The sequence below is a fragment of the Brevundimonas sp. GW821-FHT02A10 genome, assembly GCF_059422025.1.
In genome coordinates, this window is sequence record NZ_JBWKWC010000001.1 from 1,051,656 (window position 1) to 1,073,459 (window position 21,804).

General features: G+C 67.5%; 17 protein-coding genes. 12 read left to right on the forward strand and 5 right to left on the reverse strand.

What is annotated here, in order from left to right:
* Positions 1-5: 5 nt before the first annotated feature.
* Complete coding sequence (locus tag AC07U0_RS04870) at positions 6-2,339, reverse strand: sensor histidine kinase (RefSeq protein ID WP_494718886.1); 2,334 nt, start codon at positions 2,337-2,339, stop codon at positions 6-8.
* 176 nt (positions 2,340-2,515) lie between these two features.
* On the opposite strand from AC07U0_RS04870, the gene AC07U0_RS04875 reads away from it, so the two are divergent.
* From AC07U0_RS04875 to AC07U0_RS04885, 3 genes are all read left to right on the forward strand, one after another.
* The gene (locus AC07U0_RS04875) at positions 2,516-2,938 is read left to right on the forward strand and encodes a metallopeptidase family protein (RefSeq protein WP_494718887.1); all 423 of its coding nucleotides are present in this window, start codon (positions 2,516-2,518) and stop codon (positions 2,936-2,938) included.
* 157 nt (positions 2,939-3,095) lie between these two features.
* The gene (locus AC07U0_RS04880) at positions 3,096-3,512 is read left to right on the forward strand and encodes a DUF2141 domain-containing protein (protein WP_494718888.1); all 417 of its coding nucleotides are present in this window, start codon (positions 3,096-3,098) and stop codon (positions 3,510-3,512) included.
* 88 nt (positions 3,513-3,600) lie between these two features.
* On the forward strand, positions 3,601-5,067 hold the full coding sequence (locus AC07U0_RS04885; RefSeq protein WP_494718889.1) for a carotenoid oxygenase family protein: 1,467 nt from the start codon (positions 3,601-3,603) through the stop codon (positions 5,065-5,067).
* Between the two features lie 12 nt (positions 5,068-5,079).
* On the opposite strand, the gene AC07U0_RS04890 is transcribed toward AC07U0_RS04885, so the two are convergent.
* Positions 5,080-5,787 (reverse strand): LytTR family DNA-binding domain-containing protein, encoded by a 708-nt coding sequence (locus AC07U0_RS04890; RefSeq protein WP_494718890.1) that lies wholly within the window; start codon positions 5,785-5,787, stop codon positions 5,080-5,082.
* 192 nt (positions 5,788-5,979) lie between these two features.
* Between AC07U0_RS04890 and AC07U0_RS04895 the strand changes: the two genes are divergently transcribed.
* Both AC07U0_RS04895 and AC07U0_RS04900 read left to right on the forward strand, forming a co-directional pair.
* Entirely contained in the window at positions 5,980-6,603 is a 624-nt protein-coding gene (locus AC07U0_RS04895; RefSeq protein ID WP_494718891.1) for a DUF2141 domain-containing protein, read from the forward strand.
* Positions 6,604-6,737: 134 nt separating this feature from the next.
* The gene (locus AC07U0_RS04900; protein ID WP_494718892.1) at positions 6,738-7,247 is read left to right on the forward strand and encodes a DUF2306 domain-containing protein; all 510 of its coding nucleotides are present in this window, start codon (positions 6,738-6,740) and stop codon (positions 7,245-7,247) included.
* Here AC07U0_RS04900 and AC07U0_RS04905 read toward each other — a convergent pair.
* A complete protein-coding gene (locus tag AC07U0_RS04905) occupies positions 7,244-7,954 on the reverse strand; it encodes a TetR/AcrR family transcriptional regulator (RefSeq protein WP_494718893.1) in 711 nt (236 codons plus the stop codon). The genes AC07U0_RS04900 and AC07U0_RS04905 overlap by 4 nt on opposite strands.
* Positions 7,955-8,134: 180 nt before the next feature.
* Here AC07U0_RS04905 and AC07U0_RS04910 point away from each other — a divergent pair, with 180 nt between their 5' ends.
* The 7 genes from AC07U0_RS04910 (at position 8,135) to AC07U0_RS04940 (ending at position 19,767) form a co-directional block, all read left to right on the forward strand.
* Positions 8,135-10,357, forward strand: coding sequence for a TonB-dependent receptor (locus AC07U0_RS04910; RefSeq protein WP_494718894.1), 2,223 nt, complete (start codon positions 8,135-8,137; stop codon positions 10,355-10,357).
* Between the two features lie 114 nt (positions 10,358-10,471).
* Positions 10,472-11,983 carry a spinster family MFS transporter gene (locus AC07U0_RS04915; RefSeq protein ID WP_494718895.1) on the forward strand — a complete coding sequence of 504 codons (1,512 nt, stop codon included), beginning with the start codon at positions 10,472-10,474 and terminating at the stop codon, positions 11,981-11,983.
* A 149-nt stretch (positions 11,984-12,132) separates the two neighbouring features.
* Positions 12,133-13,323: an ADP-forming succinate--CoA ligase subunit beta gene (sucC, locus tag AC07U0_RS04920; RefSeq protein WP_494718896.1), complete on the forward strand. Its 1,191-nt coding sequence runs from the start codon at positions 12,133-12,135 to the stop codon at positions 13,321-13,323.
* 58 nt (positions 13,324-13,381) lie between these two features.
* Positions 13,382-14,284 carry a succinate--CoA ligase subunit alpha gene (gene sucD / locus AC07U0_RS04925; RefSeq protein ID WP_494718897.1) on the forward strand — a complete coding sequence of 301 codons (903 nt, stop codon included), beginning with the start codon at positions 13,382-13,384 and terminating at the stop codon, positions 14,282-14,284.
* A 316-nt stretch (positions 14,285-14,600) separates the two neighbouring features.
* Positions 14,601-17,606 carry a 2-oxoglutarate dehydrogenase E1 component gene (locus AC07U0_RS04930; protein ID WP_494718898.1) on the forward strand — a complete coding sequence of 1,002 codons (3,006 nt, stop codon included), beginning with the start codon at positions 14,601-14,603 and terminating at the stop codon, positions 17,604-17,606.
* 75 nt (positions 17,607-17,681) lie between these two features.
* Complete coding sequence (odhB, locus tag AC07U0_RS04935; RefSeq protein WP_494718899.1) at positions 17,682-19,226, forward strand: 2-oxoglutarate dehydrogenase complex dihydrolipoyllysine-residue succinyltransferase; 1,545 nt, start codon at positions 17,682-17,684, stop codon at positions 19,224-19,226.
* A gap of 145 nt (positions 19,227-19,371) precedes the next feature.
* Positions 19,372-19,767: a hypothetical protein gene (locus AC07U0_RS04940; protein ID WP_494718900.1), complete on the forward strand. Its 396-nt coding sequence runs from the start codon at positions 19,372-19,374 to the stop codon at positions 19,765-19,767.
* Here AC07U0_RS04940 and AC07U0_RS04945 read toward each other — a convergent pair whose 3' ends face one another.
* Together AC07U0_RS04945 and AC07U0_RS04950 are read right to left on the reverse strand one after the other, a co-directional pair.
* A complete protein-coding gene (locus AC07U0_RS04945; protein WP_494718901.1) occupies positions 19,768-20,511 on the reverse strand; it encodes a M48 family metallopeptidase in 744 nt (247 codons plus the stop codon).
* Positions 20,465-21,745: a polyhydroxyalkanoate depolymerase gene (locus AC07U0_RS04950; protein WP_494718902.1), complete on the reverse strand. Its 1,281-nt coding sequence runs from the start codon at positions 21,743-21,745 to the stop codon at positions 20,465-20,467. The genes AC07U0_RS04945 and AC07U0_RS04950 overlap by 47 nt, the downstream gene beginning before the upstream one ends.
* Positions 21,746-21,804 lie beyond the last annotated feature (59 nt).

Below are 21,804 nucleotides of genomic sequence, written 5' to 3' on the forward strand. Positions count from 1 at the left end.
TCCGCTCAGCCCAGCTGCAGCTCCGGCGCCGCCGCGTCGCTCTGGGCGTCGACGGGCAGGTGCAGGATGAAGGCGGCGCCCTTGCCGGGCTCGCTCTCGACCTCGGCCCAGCCGCCGTGCAGCTCGACCAGGGCCTTGACCAGCGCCAGCCCGACGCCCGGTCCGCCCCGGTCGCGACGCACGAAGCGATCGAAGACATGGGCCTGCAGGTGATAGGGAATGCCCCGCCCGGTGTCCTCGACACGGATGCGGACCTCGGACGTATTGCCCTCCGCGCGCAGGGTGACGACCCCGTCCTCGGCGACCGAACGGGTGGCGTTCTCGAGCAGATGATCCAGGGCCTGGGCGATGCGTCGGGCGTCGCCGCGAATGGCGCCGGTCGTTTCCACGGGGTGGACGATCAGCCGGGCGCCGCGCCCCTCGATGCGGGGGCGGAAACGTTCGGCGGCGGCGGCGAACATGTCGTCGATCCGCACGTCGCCCAGCGCCAGCTCCATCTCGCCGGCATCGATCTGGGCCATGTCCAGAACGTCGTCGATCGACCGGGCCAGCTGGCTGGCGGCGACGCGGATCGCCCCGGCGTGCTGGCGGTTGCGCTCGTTCAGATTGCCCAGCGTTTCCAGCAGTTCGGAATAGCCGACGATGGTCGTCAGGGGCGTGCGCAGCTCATAGCTGACCGAGCCGACGAACTCCCGCTTCAGGGCCTGGCTTTCCTCGAGCGCGGCGGCCTTGGCGGCCAGGGCCTGTTCCAGCTCGCGCCGGGCGGTGACGTCGGAGAAGGCCACCAGCGTCGCGCCGTCCGGCAGGGGGCGGGTCTGCCAGGCGGCGATGCGGCCGTCGGCGGTGCGGCCCTCGCCCGAGATCGGCACGCGGCTTTCGGGATCAGGATCGGCGACCCGCGCCTTCAGCCCCAGCCACAGGGCCGGATCGGGTAGGGTGTGTTTGGCCAATTCGGCGACGGCGTCGAAGTCGAGCGCCTCGATCAGCCGTTCGTTCGACAGGCCCCAGAAGGTCTCGAACGCTTCATTGTGCAGCCGAAGCCGCCCGTCCGAGCCGAACACGGCGACGGCGTCGTTGAGCTTGTCCAGGGTCGCGGTCTGGACCTGGATCTGGGCGTTGTAGCGGCTGCGCAGCTGCAGCTCGTCGGTGATGTCCGAGAACAGCAGCAGGATGCCGCCCAGCGGGTGGGGCTGGCGCACGACCCGCAGGGTTCGTCCGTCGGGCAGGGACCAGCTGTCGTCCGGCGCGGCCTCGGAGGCGCCGTAGAAATCGAGCTCCCCGGCCTTCCAGCCCGCATAGTCGACGACCTCGGGCAGCTGGCGCTTCTGGCGCAGCCGGTCCAGCAGCTCGGCATGGGTCGGGCGCTCGTCCAGCCAGGCCGGATCGATGTTGAACAGCTGCTGGAAGGCGACGTTGTGGAAGGCCAGCCGCTTGGACGGACCGAAGATGGCCACGGCGTCGGCGAGATGGTTCAGGGTCTCGTCATGGGCCTCGACGTGACGGCGAAGCGTGTCGCGCGTCTCCTCGGCCTCGGTCATGTCGATGGCGAAGGCCAGAACAGCGCCCGCCAGCGCCCCGGTCCGGGCCAGGGGCTCGGCGACGATCCGCCAGGCGCGACGGCGTCCGCCGCCCGCGGTCCAGCGGAAGCCTTCCTGCCGCACTCCGATCCGCCCGGCCTCGGTCAACAGACCCTCGGCGCCGCGATCGAAGACCAGACCCCGGTCGCGCGCCTCCTCCAGCGAGGCCGCATCGACCTCGCCCAGCCAGGCGCGGTTGGCCCACAGCAGCCGGCCCTCGGCGTCGATCACCCAGGTCGGGGCGGGAGAGGCATCGGTCAGCAGGCCGAGGCTGGCCTCGACGCCCGAGACCATGGCCCGGATGGGATAGAGTCTCAGCCAGGCGACGCCGCCCGACAACCGTCCCTCGACGGCCCAGCTGCCGGTCGTGGTGTCGATACGCAGGTCGCAGGCCTCGCCCTGTTCGACCAGGGCGCGGATCTGGCCGGGCCAGGCGGCATGGATGGCGGTCGCCAGAACCACGGCGTCATCGGCGCCCTCGTCCTCGGGACACAGCGCCGCGCGGGCCGCGACCACGGCCTCGGTCGGCCCGAGAAGGCTGTTCACCCCACCGTCGGAAGTCAGGCCGATGCGCAGGTCCTCGAAGGCGGTCAGGGCGCCATCGCGCTCGGACAGGGCGGACGAACGTTCGCCTTCCCAGGCCTCGACCTCGGCCTCGCGCGCGGCCAGCCGTCCACGCAGCCGCCAGGCCCAGGCGCTGACCGCCAACGCCAGACCCGCCGCGCCTGCCGCCGCCACAAAGGCGATTTCGGCTTCCGCCATCAATCCTCACCCGCCGATTCGATGATTCACCATAGCTTAAGACGTGCGATTTGCATGGGCGTTGGTGATACGGAGCCGGACGGACACAGGTTGCGCCATCCGGACGCGTGGCCATTGCCGCCGATCATCGCCACATCCGTCGTTCCTCACCGACCACAAACTCCCGGCCGCATCCCATGACCGACGCCTCGCCCTCCCTCTGGACCGACCAACTCGCCCCCTCGCTCGACGACTTCGCCCGACTGGCCGAACAGGCCTTCGCCGACCTGCCGGAGGAGTTCCGTACGGCGGCGGGCGAGGTGGTGTTCCGCATTGACGACTTCGCCGATGACGAAACCCTGGCGAGCTTCGGCATCGAGGATCCGTTCGAGCTCAGCGGCCTCTACCACGGCGTCGACATCGGCCGGCGCGACTCGATGGGTCCGGCGATCGAGCCTTCGCGCATCTTCCTCTATCGCCGCCCCATCCTCGACGAATGGTGCGAGCGCGGCGACGTCGGCCTGGCCGAGATCATCACCCACGTCCTGATCCATGAGATCGGCCACCACTTCGGCCTCGACGACGACCAGATCCACGCCATCGAGGACGCGGCGGACTGATCCGGAGTGTTCGTTCGCGCTTCGTGAACGCACAGGCGTGGTCGTTCGCGAACGGACGGCGGTCGCAGCCGTAGAGGCGGTGGCGAGGCGAGGAAGGCGGCGGCACGGTCGGGACATCGGAGCCCGGCCGTCGGGCCTCCCTCTCAGGATCGCCGCCATGAAAATCGCCGCCCTTACCCTCGCCGCCCTGCTCGTCGCTGCTCCCGCCTTCGCCGCCGACGAGCCGACCGTCACCCTGACCTTCGACACCGCCGCCTCGACCGGCGAGATCATGGTGGTCCTGTTCGGCAGCGAAGCCGCCTACGGCGGTCAGGGCGCCCCGGTCGCCCAGGCCATGGTCGATGTCTCCGCCGGCCAGCACACCGCGACCTTCACCGTCCCCGCCGGCGACTATGCGGTGAAGTCGTTCCACGACGTCAATGGCGACGGCCGGATGAACACCAACCCCTTCGGCATGCCGACCGAGCCCTACGCCTTCTCCAACAACGCCCGCGGCAGTATGGGCCCGGCGACCTGGGCGCAGGCTCACTTCACCGTCTCGGGCGATACGGCCCAGACGATCAGCCTGAAGTGACCTTTCTCTCTGGGGGCTAACGCGCTTCGCGCTGCTTGAGCCCCCAGACCCCCGGCTTTCCCGAAATCTTCTTATGCCGAGTGCGACCATGACCCCCACCCGCCGCAACTTCCTGATGGGCGCCGCCGCCCTGTCCGCCGCCGTCGCCACGCCGGAGATGGTGCGCGCCGCCGCCGCCCTTGATGCGACCGCCGATTGGGCGCTGGCCACTCGCGATCTCGAAGGCGACATCGCGCCGCAAGCCCTGCGGCTGACCCACGGCCGGGCGCCGGTGGGGCTGGAGGGGACGCTGTTCCGGAACGGCCCGGCGAAATTCCGCCGCCCGGGCGGCTCGGCGACCCACTGGTTCGACGGCGACGGCCTGATGCGGTCGTTCGACATCCGCGACGGCAAGGCGACGCTGCAGGCCCGTTTCGCCGACACCCCCAAGCGCCGCTACGAGAGCGAACTCGACGCCGTCGTCACTCCCGGCTTCGGCACGGCGGGCGACAGCCGCGCACGGCTCGATTCCAACGACGCCGCCAATGCCGCCAACACCGCGGTCATGGTCGCCGGCGACAAGATCTGGGCCCTGTGGGAGGCCGGCTCGCCGCTCGCCATGGACCCCGGCTCACTGGCCACCGAGGGCTTCGTCACCTTGCGCGACGACCTGAAAGGCATGCCCTTCCAGCCTCACCCCCGCTACGCCCCGGACGGCACGGTCTGGAACGTCGGGACCAGCGGCGGCCAGATGGTCGTCTGGCATATGCGCGCCGACGGAAGCCTGATCGACGCCTCGCTCGTGCGCCTGCCGCGCGCCAGCTATCTGCACGACTTCACCGCCACCGACCGCCATCTGGTGATCGTGCTGCAGCCCTGGGTCTTCGACCATCACGGCATGCCCTTCGCCAGCCAGTTCGCCTGGAAGCCGGAGCTGGGGACCCAGGTCCTGGTGCTGGACAAGGCCGATCTGACGCAGAGCCGGATCTTCGAACTGCCGACCTTCTCCTTCTTCCACCTCGGCGACGCCTGGACAGACCGGGACGGCACGATCCGCTTCGACGTCGCGGCGGGCAAGGACGTCCAGTTCGCGGTCGAGGGCGCCCGGGTTCTGGTCCAGCAGCGCGGCCGCGTGCCCGGGGAGCCCGCCGTACTCAAACTGGTCACCCTGTACGCCGACGGCCGCGCCGACATGGTCTCCAGCGGCGCGGTCGGGGAGTTCCCCAAGGCCAATCCGCGCTTCGCCGGCCTCAATCGGACCCTGACCGCCCATACGGCGGGCGAGACGCCGGACCGTCCCCTGCCGACCGGTCTGGCCGTTCAGGACTGGGCGTCGGGCAAGTCCGACAGCTTCGAGTTCGGCGTCAGCCATATCGTCGAGGAGACGGTGTTCGTGCCCAGGCCGAACGCCCGGACCGAGCGCGACGCCTGGCTGGTCGGCCCCGCCATCAACCTGCGCGCCGGGGTGACTGAACTGCACGTCTTCGACGCCGCCCATGTGTCGGACGGACCGGTCGCCAGCTGGACCGCCGACGTCGCCCTGCCCGCCGGGTTCCACGGGGTGTGGAAGGCCTAGCCCCGGGAGATCTCAATACCAGCCCGCCTCCCTCAAGGCCCCGGCGTAGCGTCGGCTGACGGGGGCGGTCAGGCCGCCGTCCAGCGACAGGGTGGCGCGGCCGTCCCCGCGTGCCACGTCGCGCACGGCGTCCCTGGCCACCCACCAGCTGCGGTGGGTCTGGGCGCCTTCCAGCCCCTCCAGCTCCTCCAGCGCATCGGACAGCCGCATCAGGATCAGGTCCGAGCCCCGGTCGGTGTGGATGCGCAGATAGTGGTCCTCGGCCTGAACGGCGCGGATGGCGGCGCCCCTCAGCTTGAGCGGCAGGCGATCCGGAAAGCGGGCGGCGGGCGCCCCGACCTCGGCCGCATGGGTCTGGACCGGCTGGGCCTTCGACAGGAAGACGTTGATGGCCGACAGGGTCGCCGTCACCACGCCGACCGGGATCAGCATATAGGGCAGGGCCGAGAGGGAATAGACGCGGCCCTCGAAGATCAGCCCCGTCACCGCCCACACCAGAACCGAGACCGGCCCGGTGATCGCGGCGGTCAGGGCCAGGACCGTCAGCCAGGGCCGTTCGTCCAGATCGATCCAGCGCTCGATCAGTCGCGAACACAGATGCCCCCAAAAGGCGCCGGCCAGCATCACCGGGACCCAATAGGCCAGACGCAGGCCGAACGGCGCCGCCCCCGTGCCGAAGGCGCCCATGAAGGCGAAGACCCCGCCCGCCGCCGTCGCCACGACAATGCCGCGAACCAGACCTAGCGTCAGAGGCCTGCGAGGGGGCTTGCTGCGAACGGCGCGATCGCCGTCGGTTTTGGCCGATGGGTTTGACGTGTTGGGGGAATTCAGGATGGGACTCATTGCATTCGACGGGTGTTCGCCGTCATGGTCGGAGGCGATAACGCTGTGAGACCACGAAACGCACCCGGAATGAAGATCATCCTCGCCATCGCGACCCTGTTTGTCATGGCCCCGGCGCATGCCGTGGTGGCCCAGCAGGCTGGTATGGTGCCCATGGCCCCGCCGCCGCGCACCGCCAATGTCGTTCCCGTCGCACCCGCAGTCACCGAGCCCGCCGTCACGGCGCCCGCCCCTTCGGCCGAGGCTGCGACCGCTCCGCCCCCGGTCGCCGCGCCCTCGCGCCCGATCGTGCCGCCGACCCAGAACCGGCCCACCCGCGGAACCCAGACCACCCTGCTGCTCGAGCTGGAGACGCCCCAGACCAACGGCCGGATCGCGGTGGCCATCTATCGCGACGCCGAATCCTTCCGGAAGAGCGAGAACCCGGTACGGACCTATATGCTCCAGCGGACCGGAGCCGTGACCAGCATCTATGTCCAGGGCCTGCCGCCCGGCCGCTACGCCATCGCCGCCTTCCAGGACACCGATGGCGATGGCAAGTTGAGCAAGAACGCCCTCGGCATTCCGCGCGAACCGTTCGGCTTCTCGAACGGCGCCCGCGCCCGCTTCGGCCTGCCGGCCTTCGACGCCGCCGCGTTCGAACAGACGACCACCGGCGTAACCCAGCGCGTGACCCTGCGCGGCATCTTCTGATCGGGATCGTCTGAGGCCGACCGCCTGGACCCTGCCCCCTGTCCGTTCGCGAAGCGGAGGCGGTCACCGGCGAAGCGGCGCTTTGATCGTCCCTCAAACCCGTCAGGGTCGGGGCCTCTCCCGAGGATCCCGTCATGACCGCCGTCACCCCCACCGCCACCTACACGCCCCGCCGCCTGCTGCTGCTCGTCGCCGTCGCTCTCGTCGCCGTGGCGGGCGGGCTCCTGATCTCGCAGCGCTTCGGCCATGCCCCGGACTGGGCCCTGCTGGCGCGTCAGAACGGTGTCCTGAAACTCCACATCGCCGCCGCACTGACCGCCCTGTTGCTCGGCACGGTTCAGCTGATCGGGGTCAAGGGCACGGCGGCGCATCGTCTGATAGGCTGGAGCTGGGTCGTCGCCATGGCGACCGTGGCGATCAGCTCCTTCTTCATCCGGGTCATGAACCCCGGCTCTCTGAGCCTGATCCATCTGCTTTCGGGCTGGACCCTGATCGCCCTGCCGATGGGGATCTGGCATGTGCGTTCGGGCCGTATCCGCGCGCACGGCCGCACCATGGGCGCCCTGTTCGTCGGCGGGCTGATCATCGCCGGCGCATTCACCTTCCTGCCCGGAAGGCTGATGTGGGCGATCTTTTTCGGCTAGCCCTGCTGCGGGACCACGGTCGGGCCGCAGACCGCGCGAATGCCCGCCGCCGCGAACCGGACCATATAGTCGCAGGCGCTCTCCAGATCGCCGGAACGGGCCAGGCCTCCGGAAAGTCGGTCCAGACGCCCGGTCTCGCCGAGCGTCAGGGTCAGGGCCCCGGACAGATTGTGATAGGCCCAGTAGAGGTCGACGTCCTTCGACCCCGGGATCAGCCCCCGGATCAGCTCGATCAGCCGATGGATGGCCGGGTCGAAATAGCGGGCCATGGTCTCGCCGCCGAAGGTGGGGTTGGCGTTGGTCTGGGCCACCAGGGCGGCATAGTGTTTCCAGCCCGGCCCGCCCTTCAGCGACCATTCGAACGGCGGCCTCAGGAAGGCTTCCAGCAGTCCTTCCAGCGTGGCTGACGCCGCCGCCGTCTCGACATAGCGGTTGATGGCGTCGACCCGGTCGTTGTTCCAGACCTCGGCCCGGCGGATGAAGACGGCGTCGAACAGCTCGCGCTTGGCCCCGAAATAATAGTGGACCAGGGCAGTATCGACCCCGGCCTCGCGCGCCACCTCACGGATGGTCACGCCATAGAAGCCGTGTTTCGAGAACAGGTCCTCTGCCGCGTCCAGGATGGTGGCGCGGGTGTCCACGGCGGCGGCGCCGGCGGCTTTGGGCGGGCGGCCGCGACGGGCCGGCGAAGGGACAGTCTCGCTCATGCCCACAGGCTTAGACCCACGACCGGCGCCGGTGCAACGGCGCCACAGCCTGACGCCACGTCACCCCACTCAAGCTGGGCCGTTTGACAGATCGTCGAAACGGGGTCAGGTTCAAGAAAATCATTGAACGCTGAATAAAGGCGTCGATGGGCTGGAAACAACAGGAACGGGACGACCCCAATGAACAGACTCGTGAAGAGCGCGCTGCTGGCCGGCGCGGCGTGGAGTGCGATTTCGACCGGGGCTTTCGCCCAGGACGCGGCCCCGCAGAGCGATACCGCCACCGTTGACGACATCGTCGTCACCGCCCGCCGCCGTGAAGAAAGCCTCAAGGACGTGCCGGTCGCCGTGACCGCCTTCTCGGGCGAACAGCTGGCGAACAAGGGTTCCGCCGACATCACCGAACTGGCGCGTTCGACCCCCAGCCTGACGCTGAACGCCGCGCGCGGCTCGAACTCGACCCTGATCAGCTTCATCCGCGGCGTCGGCCAGCAGGATCCGCTCTGGGGCTTCGATCCGGGCGTGGGCCTCTATATCGACGACGTCTATGTGGCTCGCCCGCAGGCCGCCGTGCTCGACATCTTCGACGTGCAGCGCATCGAAGTCCTGCGCGGTCCCCAGGGCACTCTTTACGGCCGCAACACCATCGGCGGCGCGATCAAGTACGTTACGCGCCGCATCGACGCTACCGAGCCGGAAGGTTCGCTGCGCGCGTCCTACGGCAGCTATAACCAGCGCGATGTGGTCGCCAGCGCCGTCCTGCCCTTCAACGACACGTTCGCGGTTTCCGCCTCGCTGGCCCGCTATCTGCGCGACGGCTTCGGCACCAACCTGAACACCGGCAACGACCATTACAACAAGGACGTCATCGCCGCCCGCGCCAGCGCGGAATGGAAACCGACCGACTATCTGTTCTTCCGTCTGGCCGGCGACCTGGTGAACGACAACTCCAACGCCCGTCACGGCCACCGCGAGTTCGCCCCGATCCCGGCGGACGTCTATGACACCAACGCCGGCGCCGGCGACCGCAACCGCGTCCAGACCCGCGGCCTGTCGCTGACCGGCGAATGGACCGTCAATGACATGGTCACGCTGAAGTCGATCACCGCCTACCGCGACGGCAAGACGCGCGGCAACATCGACTTCGACAACCTGCCGCAGCCGATCCTCGACATCCCGGCCGCTTATGACGACGACCAGTTCAGCCAGGAGTTCCAGATCCTGCTGAACGGCTCCAACTGGAACGGCGTCGCCGGCGTCTACTATCTGGACGCCACCGCTTCGGGCGCCTTCGACACCGTCGTCGGCCTGGCCAACCTGACCACCCTGACTTCGGGCTCGGTGGACACCAAGAGCTACGCTGTCTTCGGCGACTTCAGCTACGACCTGACCTCGCAACTGTCGATCTCTTTGGGCGGTCGCTACACCCACGACGAAAAGGAAGGCACCGTCTTCCGTCAGCAGTATCTCGGCATCCGCAGCCCCTACTTCAACAACACCTCGGCTGTGCTGCTGGGCGCTCCGCGCACCAACTACACCCGCACGCGTGAGTTCGAGAAATTCACGCCGCGGATCTCGGTCAGCTACAAGATCAACCCGGAACTGACGACCTATGTGTCGTGGGGCCAGGGCTTCAAATCCGGCGGTTTCGACATGCGGGGCGACGCGGTGCTCTATCCGAACACCGTCAACGGCTATAACCCCGAAACCGTCGAGACCTATGAAATCGGCCTGAAGGGCACGCTGTTCGATCGCCGCCTGAGCTTCGCCACCGCGATCTTCGACTCGTCCTACGAGGACCAGCAGATCACGACCCAGTACCCCGCCGGCGCCACCGTCGCCTCGGTGGTCGACAACGTCGGTTCGTCCTCGATCCGCGGCTGGGAACTGGAAAGCCGCCTGCGCGCGACCGAGGCCCTGACCTTCAACCTGACCCTGAGCTATATCGACGCCAAGTTCGACCAGTTCCTGGCCTATGTGCCCACGGCCTCGGGCAACACCGCCTGTCCGACCCTGGTCGGCTGCGTCATCGACGTCTCGTCGCAACGCAACTTCCAGAACACCCCGGAATGGACCGGCTCGATCGGCGCCACCTACAACTGGACCATGGCGAACGGTTCGATGATCTCGTTCCTGCCGTCGATCGCCTATCGCGGCGCCTACCAGCAGTTCGAAACCCCGGCCCCGCTGCTGGATCAGGGCGCCTACTGGATCTACGACGCCAGCGTGGTCTGGACCTCGTCCGACGATCGCCTGACCTTCGGCGTCCATGGCAAGAACCTCGGCGACGAGCGCTACAAGGTGGGCGGCTACAGCTTCCCCGGCGCTCTGACGGGCGACTCGATCATCGCCTTCTACGGCGCGCCGCGCACGGTCACCGCGACTCTGGGCTTGAAGTTCTAGAACCAGGCAAATAGCGGAAAACGGGGGCGGGGTCGAAAGGCGCCGCCCCTTTTTCGTTGCGGTCCACAGCGCGGCCGTTACCATACCGAAAACCAGAAAATCCGAGGAAGCGACATGGCGACGACCGACACGACCGCCCCGCAGGACCCCGCGCAACGGGGCGGATACCGCTATTACGTTCTGGCGGTTCTGGTCCTCGTCTACATGCTCAATTTTCTGGACCGCCAGATCATCGGGATTCTCGCCGCCCCGCTGAAGGCTGAGTTCAAGATGTCGGACAGCCAGTTCGGCCTGTTGGGCGGCATCGCCTTCGCCTCCGTCTATTCGACCCTGGCCATTCCCCTGGCCTGGCTGGCCGACCGCTTCTCGCGTGTCTGGATCATGACCGGGGCCCTGGCCGTCTGGTCGGGCTTCACCGCCCTGTGCGGCATGGCGGGCTCCTTCGGCCAGCTGTTCCTGTGCCGCATGGGCGTGGGAGTCGGCGAGGCGGGCGGCGTAGCCCCGGCCTATTCCCTGATCGCCGACTACTTCCCGCCCCAGCACCGGGCCCGGGCGCTCGCCGCCTTCGCCTTCGGCATTCCGCTGGGCACCGCGGCCGGGACCCTCGTCGGCGGCCTTCTGGCCGCGACCTATGGCTGGCGCACCGCCTTCATCGCCGTCGGCCTGATCGGCCTGCTTCTCGCCCCGCTGCTGCGCCTGACCATCCGCGATCCGAAGCGGGGCGGCAGCGATGTCGCCGCAACCCCCGCCGCGGCGCCGGCTCCGGTGGTCGCCGGCCCGACGGGTCCCGGACGCGTGGCTTCCCTGATCATGCTGGGCCTCGGCGCCGGCTGCCTGATCCTCGCCGTGCTCGGCCATTTCGCCGGCCTCGCCATCGGCAATCCCCTGGTCTGGGCCTTCGGCGGCGGCCTCGCCCTCGTCATCGGGATTTCGCTGATGATCGCCAGGGCCACGGCCTCGGTCGTCGTCAGGAAGCCCAGCTTCTGGCTGCTGGCGCTCGGCGCCGCCTCCTCCTCGGTCTGCGGCTACGGCGTCGCGGGCTGGCTGCCGCTCTTCTTCATGCGCAGCTTCGACCTGACCCTGAAACAGACCTCCTGGTACTATTCCGGCATCGCCCTGATCGGCGGTCTGGCCGGCATCTGGCTGGGCGGGATGATCGCCGACAAGCTGGCCAAACGCGGCAAGGGCGCCTATCCCCTGACCCCGGCCGTGGCCTTCCTGATCTCCGGCCCCTGCTTCATCCTGGCCATGAACTCCGCCTGGCTGATCCAGCAGATCATTCCCGGCGGCGGATCGCAGGGCCTGTCCCTGACCATCGCCTTCCTGATCTTCCTGATCCCGACCGGCCTGAACCTGGCCTGGCTGGGTCCGGTGACGGCGGCGGTCCAGCATCTGGTTCCGGCCCCGATGCGTTCGACCGCCTCTGCCCTGTTCCTGCTGATCAACAACCTGCTGGGTCTGGCGGTCGGCTTCTTCTACTTCGGCTGGATGAGCGACCTTCTGGCCCCGACCTTCGGTGAGGAGAGCCTGCGCTGGGCCATCTACACCGGCGTCGGCTTCTACGTCCTGGCCTCGATCCTGCTGTTCGGGGCGTCGCGGACGCTGAAGAAGGACTGGGTCGACTAGGGGCGACCCCTCATACGGCCCTTTGATACCGGGCCTGATCCGATCGATAGCGTAACGGGTGATCACAGACGGTTGCACCTGCGAACAAGCGACGCCTATAAGCGCGGCCAACTTTCTTCCCCAGGCCACCGCCACAGGACGTCGGATCCATGAACATTCACGAATATCAGGCCAAGCAGGTCCTGAAGGGCTTCGGCGCACCGGTCGCCGAGGGCGTGCCGATTACTTCGGCTGACCAGGCCGAGGCCGCAGCGAAGCAACTGCCCGGACCCCTCTATGTCGTGAAATCGCAGATCCACGCCGGCGGCCGCGGCAAGGGCAAGTTCAAGGAACTGCCCGCCGACGCCAAGGGCGGCGTCCGCCTCGCCTTCTCGATCGAGGACGTGGTCAAGAACGCGAAGGAAATGCTCGGCAACACCCTCGTGACCGCGCAAACCGGTGAAGCCGGCAAGCAGGTCAACCGTCTCTACATCGAAGACGGCGCCGACATCGCCCGCGAACTCTACTGCTCGCTGCTGGTCGACCGTCAGTACGGCCGCATCGCCTTCGTCGTCTCGACCGAAGGCGGCATGGACATCGAGGCTGTCGCCCACGACACCCCCGAGAAGATCCAGAACATCGTCATCGACCCCGACACGGGCGTGACCGAAGCCGACGTCGCGAAGATCAACGCCGCCTACGGCCTGACCGGCGACGCCGCCGAAGACGGCAAGTCACTGTTCCCCGCCCTGTACAAGGCCTTCGTCGAGAAGGACATGGACATGCTGGAGGTGAACCCCCTGATCGTCATGGAGAACGGCCACCTGCGCGTCCTGGACGCCAAGGTCTCGTTCGACGGCAACGCCCTGTTCCGCCACGACGACATGCGCGCCCTGCGCGACGAGACGGAAGAAGACGCCAAGGAGATCGAGGCCTCCAAGTGGGACCTCGCCTATGTCTCGCTCGACGGCAACATCGGCTGCATGGTCAACGGCGCCGGTCTGGCCATGGCGACGATGGACATCATCAAGCTGTACGGCAAGGAGCCTGCCAACTTCTGCGACGTCGGCGGCGGCGCCGGCAAGGAGAAGGTCGCTGCGGCCTTCAAGATCATCACCGCTGACCCGAACGTCCAGGGCATCCTGGTCAACATCTTCGGCGGCATCATGAAGTGCGACGTCATCGCCGAAGGCGTGGTCGCGGCCGTCAAGGAAGTGGGCCTGAAGGTGCCGCTGGTCGTCCGCCTCGAAGGCACCAACGCCGAGCTGGGCAAGAAGATTCTGAACGAATCCGGCCTGACCATCCAGGCCGCCGACGACCTCGACGACGCCGCCCAGAAGATCGTCGCGGCGGTCGGCTGAGCCTTGCGCTCAGCCTCCACCGCCCCGCTGACAAATATATCCAGAGATCGATAGACCCATGTCCATCCTCGTCGACAAGAACACGAAAATCATCGTTCAAGGCCTGACCGGCAAGACCGGCGGCTTCCACACCGAACAGGCCCTGGCCTATCACGGCACCCAGATGGTCGCCGGCGTCCACCCGACCAAGGGCGGCACCAACTGGACCGGATCGCACGGTGAAAGCCTGCCGATCTACGCCTCGGTCGCCGAAGCCCGCGACGCCACCAAGGCCGACGCCACGGTGATCTACGTCCCGCCGTCGGGCGCGGCCGCCGCGATCATCGAGGCCATCGACGCCGAGATCCCCTTCATCACCTGCATCACCGAAGGCATCCCGGTGCTGGACATGGTTCAGGTCAAGCGCCGCCTCGAAGGTTCGAAGTCGCGCCTGCTGGGCCCGAACTGCCCCGGCATCCTGACCCCGGACGAGTGCAAGATCGGCATCATGCCGGGCTCCATCTTCAAGAAGGGCTCCGTCGGCGTCGTGTCGCGTTCGGGCACCCTGACCTATGAAGCCGTGTTCCAGACGACCAACGAAGGCCTCGGCCAGACCACGGCCGTCGGCATCGGCGGCGACCCGGTCAAGGGCACCGAGTTCATCGACGTCCTGGAACTGTTCCTCGCCGACCCGGAAACCACCTCGATCATCATGATCGGCGAAATCGGCGGCGGCGCCGAGGAAGACGCCGCCCAGTTCCTGATCGACGAAGCGAAGAAGGGCCGCAAGAAGCCGATGGCCGGCTTCATCGCGGGCCGTACGGCTCCCAAGGGCCGCACCATGGGCCACGCCGGCGCTGTCGTCTCCGGCGGCAAGGGCGATGCGGAATCCAAGATCGCGGCCATGGAAGCGGCCGGCATCAAGATGTCGCCCTCGCCCGCCCGCCTCGGCACGACGCTGGTCGAAGTGCTGAAGGGCTGATCCCAAGGGGCGCTACGCTCGCAACGCGGTTGCTCGCTACTTGAGCGCCTCGGGCGAGCGGCCCAGACGAGAACCTTACGCGGTGAATTGTCGCCCCGCTTGGGCGGCATGACACCGGTTTCGGCATCGATCGTGCCGGAAACCCGCATCGAAGACGCCCCCGGTCACGGCCGGGGGCGTTTTTGTTTACACTCGGAACCAATTTCTTATCGTTTCGCCCCTCTTCGGTCATGACCCATAAGGAAACAGCGCCTATATGAACCGCGCTGGCCTCACGCGGTTGTGACCGTGAGGCCCCAAAAGGACGACGAGAACGATGGCGGACGATGCCGGTCGGCTGAACCAGGTCTTTGCCGAGACCAGCTTCCTCTATGGCGCGAACGCCGCCTTCATCGAGGACCTCCACGAGAAATGGGCGAACGACCCGTCTTCCGTGTCCGGCGAATGGCGCAGCTTCTTTGACCAGCTCAAGGACTCGGCCGCGGTGGTCAAGGCCTCGGGCGCGGCCGGCGGCTGGGGCCGCGGCGCGATCCTGGAGCCGACGGAAGAGACCGGCGTCTTCGACGGCCAGTGGCCCGCCCCCAAGGTTGATCCGAAGAAGGCCGGCGCCGCGCCCGCCAAGGCCGCCCTTGCCGCTGCGCCAGCCGCAGCCGGGGTCAGCGCCGACGAGGTCCGCGCCGCCGCCCACGATTCCATCCGCGCCCTGATGCTGATCCGCACCTACCGGGTGCGCGGCCATCTGCACGCCAAGCTCGACCCGCTGGGCATCGAACAGCCCATCGACAACCCCGAGCTGACCCCCGCCTTCCACGGCTTCACCGCCGCTGACCTGGACCGCCCGATCTTCCTCGACGGCGTCCTGGGCCTGCAGTACGCGACCGTGAACGAGTTGATGGCGATCCTTGAGCGCACCTACTGCGGCCATATCGGCATCCAGTACATGCACATCGCCGAGCCGGACGAGAAGGCCTGGCTGCAGCAGCGCTTCGAGGGCGCCGACGCCTTCGAGAAGAACGGCTTCACCAAGGAAGGCAAGCTGGCCATCCTGAACAAGCTGATCGAGGCCGAAGGCTTCGAACGCTTCTCCCACAAGCGCTTCCCGGGCACCAAGCGGTTCGGTCTGGACGGCGGCGAGGCCATGGTCCCGGCGCTGGAGCAGATGATCAAGCGCGGCGGCGCCCTGGGCATCGACGAGATCGTCATCGGCATGGCCCACCGCGGCCGCCTGAACACCCTCGCGACCGTCATGGGCAAGCCCCACAAGGTCATCTTCCACGAGTTCCAGGGCGGCTCGGCCGTGCCTTCGGACATCGAGGGTTCGGGCGACGTCAAATACCATATGGGCGCCTCGTCGGACCGCGAGTTCGACGGCAAGAAGGTCCACCTGTCGCTGACCGCCAACCCCTCGCACCTCGAGATCGTCAACCCGGTCGTTCTGGGCAAGGCGCGCGCGAAACAGGCCTTCGACATCCGTGAGGCCAACGCCGGCGTGCCCGAGAACCAGTGGGCGCTGGATCGCTCCAAGGTCATGCCCCTGCTGATCCACGGCGATGCCGCCTTCGCGGGTCAGGGCGTGGTCGCCGAATGCTTCGCCCTGATGGGTCTGAAGGGTTACCGCACCGGCGGGACGATGCATTTCGTCATCAACAACCAGATCGGCTTCACCACCTCGCCGCGCAACTCGCGCTCGACGCCCTATTGCTCGGACGTCGCCCTGATGGTCCAGGCGCCGATCTTCCACGTGAACGGCGACGATCCGGAAGCGGTCGTCTTCGCCGCCAAGGTGGCCACCGAATACCGCCAGAAATTCCACAAGGACGTGGTGGTGGACATGTTCTGCTACCGCCGCTTCGGTCACAACGAAGGCGACGATCCGACCTTCACCCAGCCGCTGATGTATTCGAAGATTCGCGCCCTGCGGTCGACGCGCGAGATCTACGCCGCCCGTCTGGTCGCCGAAGGCGTCCTGACCGAGGCCGAGGTCGACGCCCTGGTCGCCAAACAGGAAGCCTGGCTCGACGAACAGTTCGAGGCCGGCAAGACCTTCAAGGCCGACAAGGCCGACTGGCTGGACGGTCAGTGGAAGGGCGTGGGCCTGGCCGAAGACGACGAGCGTCGCGGCAAGACCGGCATCCCGGCCGAGAAGCTGATGGACTACGGCCACCGCCTGACGACCATTCCGAACGCGATCGACATGCACAAGACGCTCAAGCGCGTCATCGAGGCGCGTCGCGAGAGCCTGACCGCCGGTACGATCGACTGGGCCACGGCCGAGAGCCTGGCCTTCGCCGGCCTCTTGGACGAGGGCTTCCCGGTTCGTCTGTCGGGTCAGGATTCGGTGCGCGGCACCTTCTCCCAGCGCCACTCGGGCATCATCGACCAGACCACGGAAGAGCGGTACATCCCGCTCAACAACCTGCGCGAAGGCCAGGCCAATTTCGAGGTCATCGACTCGGCCCTGTCGGAAGAGGCCGTGCTCGGCTTCGAATACGGCTATTCGCTCGCCGACCCGAACACGATGGTGATGTGGGAAGGCCAGTTCGGCGACTTCGTGAACGGCGCCCAGGTGGTCATCGACCAGTTCATCACCTCGGGTGAGCGCAAGTGGCTGCGCATGAGCGGCCTGACCATGCTCCTGCCGCACGGCTATGAGGGCCAGGGTCCGGAACACTCCTCGGCCCGCCTCGAACGCTTCCTGCAGGCCTGCGCCGAGGACAATATCCAGGTCGCCAACTGCACGACCCCGGCCAACTATTTCCACATCCTGCGTCGCCAGATGCAGCGGCCGTTCCGCAAGCCGCTGATCATCATGACGCCCAAGTCGCTGCTGCGTCACAAGAAGGCGGTCTCGACCATCGCCGACATGGCCGAGGGTTCGTCCTTCCACCGCGTGCTGCACGACGACGCCCAGACGCGCCCCGAAATCTCGGGCATCAAGATCAAGGCCGACAAGGACATCCGTCGCGTCGTGGTCTGCTCGGGCAAGGTCTATTACGACCTGCTCGACGCGCGCGAGAAGAAGGGCGTCGACGACGTCTATCTGCTGCGTCTGGAGCAGTTCTACCCCTGGCCGATGAAGTCGATGATGACCGAACTGGCCCGCTTCCCGAACGCCGAACTGGTCTGGTGCCAGGAAGAGCCGAAGAACATGGGCGGCTGGACCTTCGTGGATCCGTGGATCGAACTGACGCTCGAGAAGCTGAACGTGAAGTCCAAACGCGCCCGCTACGTCGGCCGTCCGGCCTCGGCCTCGACCGCCGCGGGTCTGATGAGCCGCCACCTGAAGGAACTGCAGACCTTCACGGACGAGGCCTTCGCCTAGACCTTCCTTCGTTCGCCTGACACAACACTGACCTACAACGCCGCCTGAAGCCTTACACGAAAGCCTGGACCCGACATGGCCGACATCCTGACCCCGACCCTTGGTGAATCCGTCTCGGAAGCCAGCATCGCAAAATGGACCAAAAAGGTCGGTGAGGCGGTGAAGAAGGACGAGGTCCTGGTCGAGCTGGAGACGGACAAGGTCTCGCTGGAAGTCGTGGCCCCGGCCGACGGCGTCCTGTCGGACATCAAGGCCGCCGAGGGCGACACCGTCGTTCCGGGCGCCGTCCTGGGCGTCGTCACCGAAGGCGCCTCGGCCGCCCCGGCCGCGGCCAAGCCCGCTCCGAAAGCTGAAAAGGCTGCTGAAGCGCAGGTCGCTGCGGCTCCTGCCGCCGCCCCGGCCGCCGCTGCTCCCGCTTCGGGCGGCGCCACGGTCGCCATCCCGGTCCCGACCATGGGCGAGAGCGTCGCCGAAGGCACGATGGGCAAGTGGCTCAAGAAGAACGGCGAGGCCGTGAAGAAGGATGAGCTGCTCGTCGAGATCGAGACCGACAAGGTCGCGGTCGAGGTCGCGGCCCCGGCTGACGGCGTTCTGACCATCACCGCCGACGAAGGCGCGACCGTCACCCCCGGCCAGTCCATCGGCTCGATCGCCGCCGGCGCCGGCGCGGCCGCCGCCCCGGCTGCTGCGGCCCCGGCTCCCGCTGCGGCTCCGGCCGCCGCCGCCAACACCGGCTCGGCCCAGCTGTCGCCGTCGGTCCAGCGCATCGTCACCGAAGGCGGTCTGGACGCCGGTTCGATCACCCCGACCGGTCCGAAGGGCAACATCACCAAGGGCGACGCCCTGGCCGCCGCCGCCGCGCCGAAGGCTGCTCCGGCCCCGGTCGCCGCCGCTGCGCCCGCCGCCCCGCGTCCGGACCAGCCGCGCGAAGAGCGGGTCAAGATGACCCGTCTGCGCCAGACCATCGCGCGCCGCCTGAAGGAATCCCAGAACACCGCCGCCCAGCTGACCACCTTCAACGAGGTGGACATGACCCAGGTCATGGCCCTGCGCGCCCAGTACAAGGACGCCTTCGAGAAACGCCACGGCGTCAAGCTGGGCTTCATGAGCTTCTTCACCAAGGCGGTGATCAACGCCCTGAAGGAAATCCCGGCCGTCAACGCCGAGATCGACGGCACCGACATCATCTACAAGAACCACTATGACATCGGCGTCGCCGTCGGCACCGACAAGGGCCTGGTGGTTCCGGTCCTGCGTGACGCCGACACCCTGTCGCTGGCCGGCATCGAGAAGGGCATCGCCGACCTCGGCAAGGCCGCCCGCGACGGCGGCCTGACCATGGACCAGCTCCAGGGCGGCACCTTCACCATCACCAACGGCGGCACCTACGGCTCGCTGATGTCGACGCCGATCCTGAACGCGCCGCAGTCGGGCATCCTGGGCATGCACAACATCGTGCAGCGCCCGATGGCCATCAACGGCGAGGTCAAGATCCGCCCGATGATGTACCTGGCCCTCAGCTACGACCACCGCATCGTCGACGGCAAGGAAGCCGTGACCTTCCTGGTCCGCGTCAAGGAACACCTGGAAGACCCGCAGCGCTCGCTGCTGGACCTCTAAGGACCCTACGAGAGAGAATTAGAGCGCGCGACGGCTTCGGCGGTCGCGCGCTTTTTCTTTCCGGCGACGGCCTGACAGCCCTGCACGCAGCCCCTGTCAGAATCCGTAGGTTTACCTATACGAAGTAATAGATCACCCTTCCGTCATGGAATGGGCCGTTCGGGGGATGGGTGTCTTCTATGTGCTCGCGGGGGTTCTCGCCCTGCGGCAGGTCCTGATCAATTGGCGGATGGAGCGAGCGATTGCCGCCGTCCTGCCCTCCTCCCCCACCGAACGCGCCGCCGACGTCATGCTGGCCATGGGATCGGTGCTGGTCCTGGCCTCGGGCGCGGCCCTGATGCTGCTCCAGCCCTGGGCGGTTCTGGTCTTCCTCGCCTGCTGGGGCGCACAGGCGGCCTATCTGCTTTGGGCCCAGCGCTGGTATCGCCCGCGCGACCCGATCTCGGCCCGGGGCCGCCGCCAGACCCTGAACGCCTTCGCCGTCTACAGTCTGGCGACCCTGCTGGTGCTGTCGATGCCTCTGGCGGGTCTGCTGCGCTAGCTAGCGACCGACCGCATGCAGGGCCTGTCCGTGGGCCTTGAGCCAGGCGCGGAACGGCCGGTGATCCCCGACCAGACCATGCACCACCGCCCAATAGGCCGGGCTGTGATCCGCATGGACCAGATGGGCGACCTCATGCGCGGCCAGATAGTCGAGCACGGCGGGCGGGGCCATGACCATGCGCCATGAATAGCGGATCGAGCGGTTGTGCGGGCTGCATGAGCCCCAGCGCGAGCGGGTGTCGACGACCGAGACCTTCACCGGCCTCTGGTTCAGGGCTTTCAGATGCACCTCGGTGCGCGCCACCAGCTGTGTCCGCGCCTCGCGCTTGAGCAGGTTCTCGACCCGGCGCGCGAAGGCCTCGCCCTCCCCGCCCGAACGGATCACCGGCCCGACGCCGTCGGCCGTCAGCCGCGCCGCGCCGTTCGTCCCTGTGGCCTCCAGCCGCGTCTCGACGCCATGCAGCAGGATGATCTGACCCGGCGTCAACGGTTGCCCCTCGACCCGCGCCTCCAGTCGTTCGGCGATCCAGCCGGCTTTCGACCGCGCAAAGGCCACGGCCTCGGACAGGCGGCGTTCACTGGGCGCGATAGCGACCGCCTCGCCCGCCCGTGCGTCGATACGGATCGAGATCCTCCGCGCCCTCGGGTTCACCGACAGGCGTAGCTGAAGCGTCTCTCCGCCCGCGGTCGCGGGCTCAAGCGGCAGTCGCTGACCGGTCCGGTACGGCGCAGAGCTTTTCATTTTTCGCGATGAAGTCCCGGGTGCGCGGATAGATTTCCTCGCGGAACCGCCGGCCGTTGAAGACGCCGTAGTGGCCCACGTCCGGCTGGACATAGAGCACCCGGCGCTCGACGGGAACATTGGGGCACAGGATATGGGCGGCCTGGGTCTGGCCGACGCCGGAAATGTCGTCGTTCTCGCCCTCGACCGTCATCAGGCCGATGTCGGTGATCTTCGACAGGTCCACCGGACGGCCGTCATGGACGAGCTCGCCCTTGGCCAGGGTGTAGTCCTGGAAGACGATGTCGATGGTCTGGAGATAGAACTCCTCCGAGAGGTCCAGCACCGACAGATACTCGTCGTAGAACTGTTCGTGCTTCTCGACCCCGTCGCCGTCGCCCTTCACCAGATCCTTGAAATAGGTCCAGTGGGCGTCGGTGTGGCGTTCCTCGTTCATCGACATGAAGCTGTAGAGCTGGACGAAGCCCGGATAGACCCGTCGGCCAAACCCCGGATAGGGCCAGGGCACGGTGTGGATCATGTTCGACTGGAACCAGGTGAACGGCTTTTCTTCCGCCAGCACATTGGTCACCGTCGGCGACAGGCGGGCGTCGATGGGCGAACCCATGAAGGTCATGGAGGCCGGACGGTTGGGGTCGTTGTCCTCGGCCATCACCGCGGCCATAGCCAGGACCGGCGGTCCGGGCTGGCAGACGGCGACAACGTGGGCGCGCGGACCGATCTGGGCCAGCATCGATCGGACATGGTCCATATAGTCGTGGAAGTCGAACCGGCCCTCCAGCATCGGCACCTGCCGCGCATTGGTCCAGTCCGAGACATAGACGTCGTGGTCCTGAAGGAAGGTCTCGACCGTGCCGCGCAGCAGGGTCGCATAGTGGCCCGACAGGGGCGCGACGATCAGGACGCTGGGCGCCGCGACGGGCTTTTTGGCGCGCTTCAGATCGCCGACGTTACGGGCGAACCGCACCATCTTCACCCACGGGCTTTCCCAGACCACCTGTTCGACGGTGCGCACCGGCTTGCCGTCGATGGTGATGACCTCAAGCCCCCAGTCCGGCTTGCCGTAGCGGCGGGTGACGCTCTCGAACAGCTCGGCCGAGGCATAGGCGGTGCGGCCGATCGCCGTTTCCGACGCCGGATTGAAGGGCGAGGTCCAGAATTTGCGGGCGAACTGCGCCCCGAGGCGGAAAGGCTGCGCCGACTGGTAGGCGAGCTCGTGAAGTGCGTAGAGCATGAGACTCCGATATCGACCCCCGCCGAATGGCGCGCAAGGCACCATAAATCATTGTGCAC

Bases quoted from the DNA above. Each gene is read 5' to 3' on its own strand.
- AC07U0_RS04900 (WP_494718892.1), top strand. From the start codon at position 6,738: ATGACCGCCGTCACCCCCACCGCCACCTACACGCCCCGCCGCCTGCTG.
- AC07U0_RS04950 (WP_494718902.1), bottom strand. From the start codon at position 21,745: ATGCTCTACGCACTTCACGAGCTCGCCTACCAGTCGGCGCAGCCTTTC.
- AC07U0_RS04880 (WP_494718888.1), top strand. From the start codon at position 3,096: ATGAAAATCGCCGCCCTTACCCTCGCCGCCCTGCTCGTCGCTGCTCCC.
- AC07U0_RS04895 (WP_494718891.1), top strand. From the start codon at position 5,980: ATGAAGATCATCCTCGCCATCGCGACCCTGTTTGTCATGGCCCCGGCG.
- AC07U0_RS04940 (WP_494718900.1), top strand. From the start codon at position 19,372: ATGGAATGGGCCGTTCGGGGGATGGGTGTCTTCTATGTGCTCGCGGGG.
- AC07U0_RS04910 (WP_494718894.1), top strand. From the start codon at position 8,135: ATGAACAGACTCGTGAAGAGCGCGCTGCTGGCCGGCGCGGCGTGGAGT.
- odhB (WP_494718899.1), top strand. From the start codon at position 17,682: ATGGCCGACATCCTGACCCCGACCCTTGGTGAATCCGTCTCGGAAGCC.
- AC07U0_RS04915 (WP_494718895.1), top strand. From the start codon at position 10,472: ATGGCGACGACCGACACGACCGCCCCGCAGGACCCCGCGCAACGGGGC.
- AC07U0_RS04875 (WP_494718887.1), top strand. From the start codon at position 2,516: ATGACCGACGCCTCGCCCTCCCTCTGGACCGACCAACTCGCCCCCTCG.
- sucD (WP_494718897.1), top strand. From the start codon at position 13,382: ATGTCCATCCTCGTCGACAAGAACACGAAAATCATCGTTCAAGGCCTG.
- AC07U0_RS04885 (WP_494718889.1), top strand. From the start codon at position 3,601: ATGACCCCCACCCGCCGCAACTTCCTGATGGGCGCCGCCGCCCTGTCC.
- AC07U0_RS04870 (WP_494718886.1), bottom strand. From the start codon at position 2,339: ATGGCGGAAGCCGAAATCGCCTTTGTGGCGGCGGCAGGCGCGGCGGGT.
- AC07U0_RS04905 (WP_494718893.1), bottom strand. From the start codon at position 7,954: ATGAGCGAGACTGTCCCTTCGCCGGCCCGTCGCGGCCGCCCGCCCAAA.
- sucC (WP_494718896.1), top strand. From the start codon at position 12,133: ATGAACATTCACGAATATCAGGCCAAGCAGGTCCTGAAGGGCTTCGGC.
- AC07U0_RS04930 (WP_494718898.1), top strand. From the start codon at position 14,601: ATGGCGGACGATGCCGGTCGGCTGAACCAGGTCTTTGCCGAGACCAGC.
- AC07U0_RS04945 (WP_494718901.1), bottom strand. From the start codon at position 20,511: ATGAAAAGCTCTGCGCCGTACCGGACCGGTCAGCGACTGCCGCTTGAG.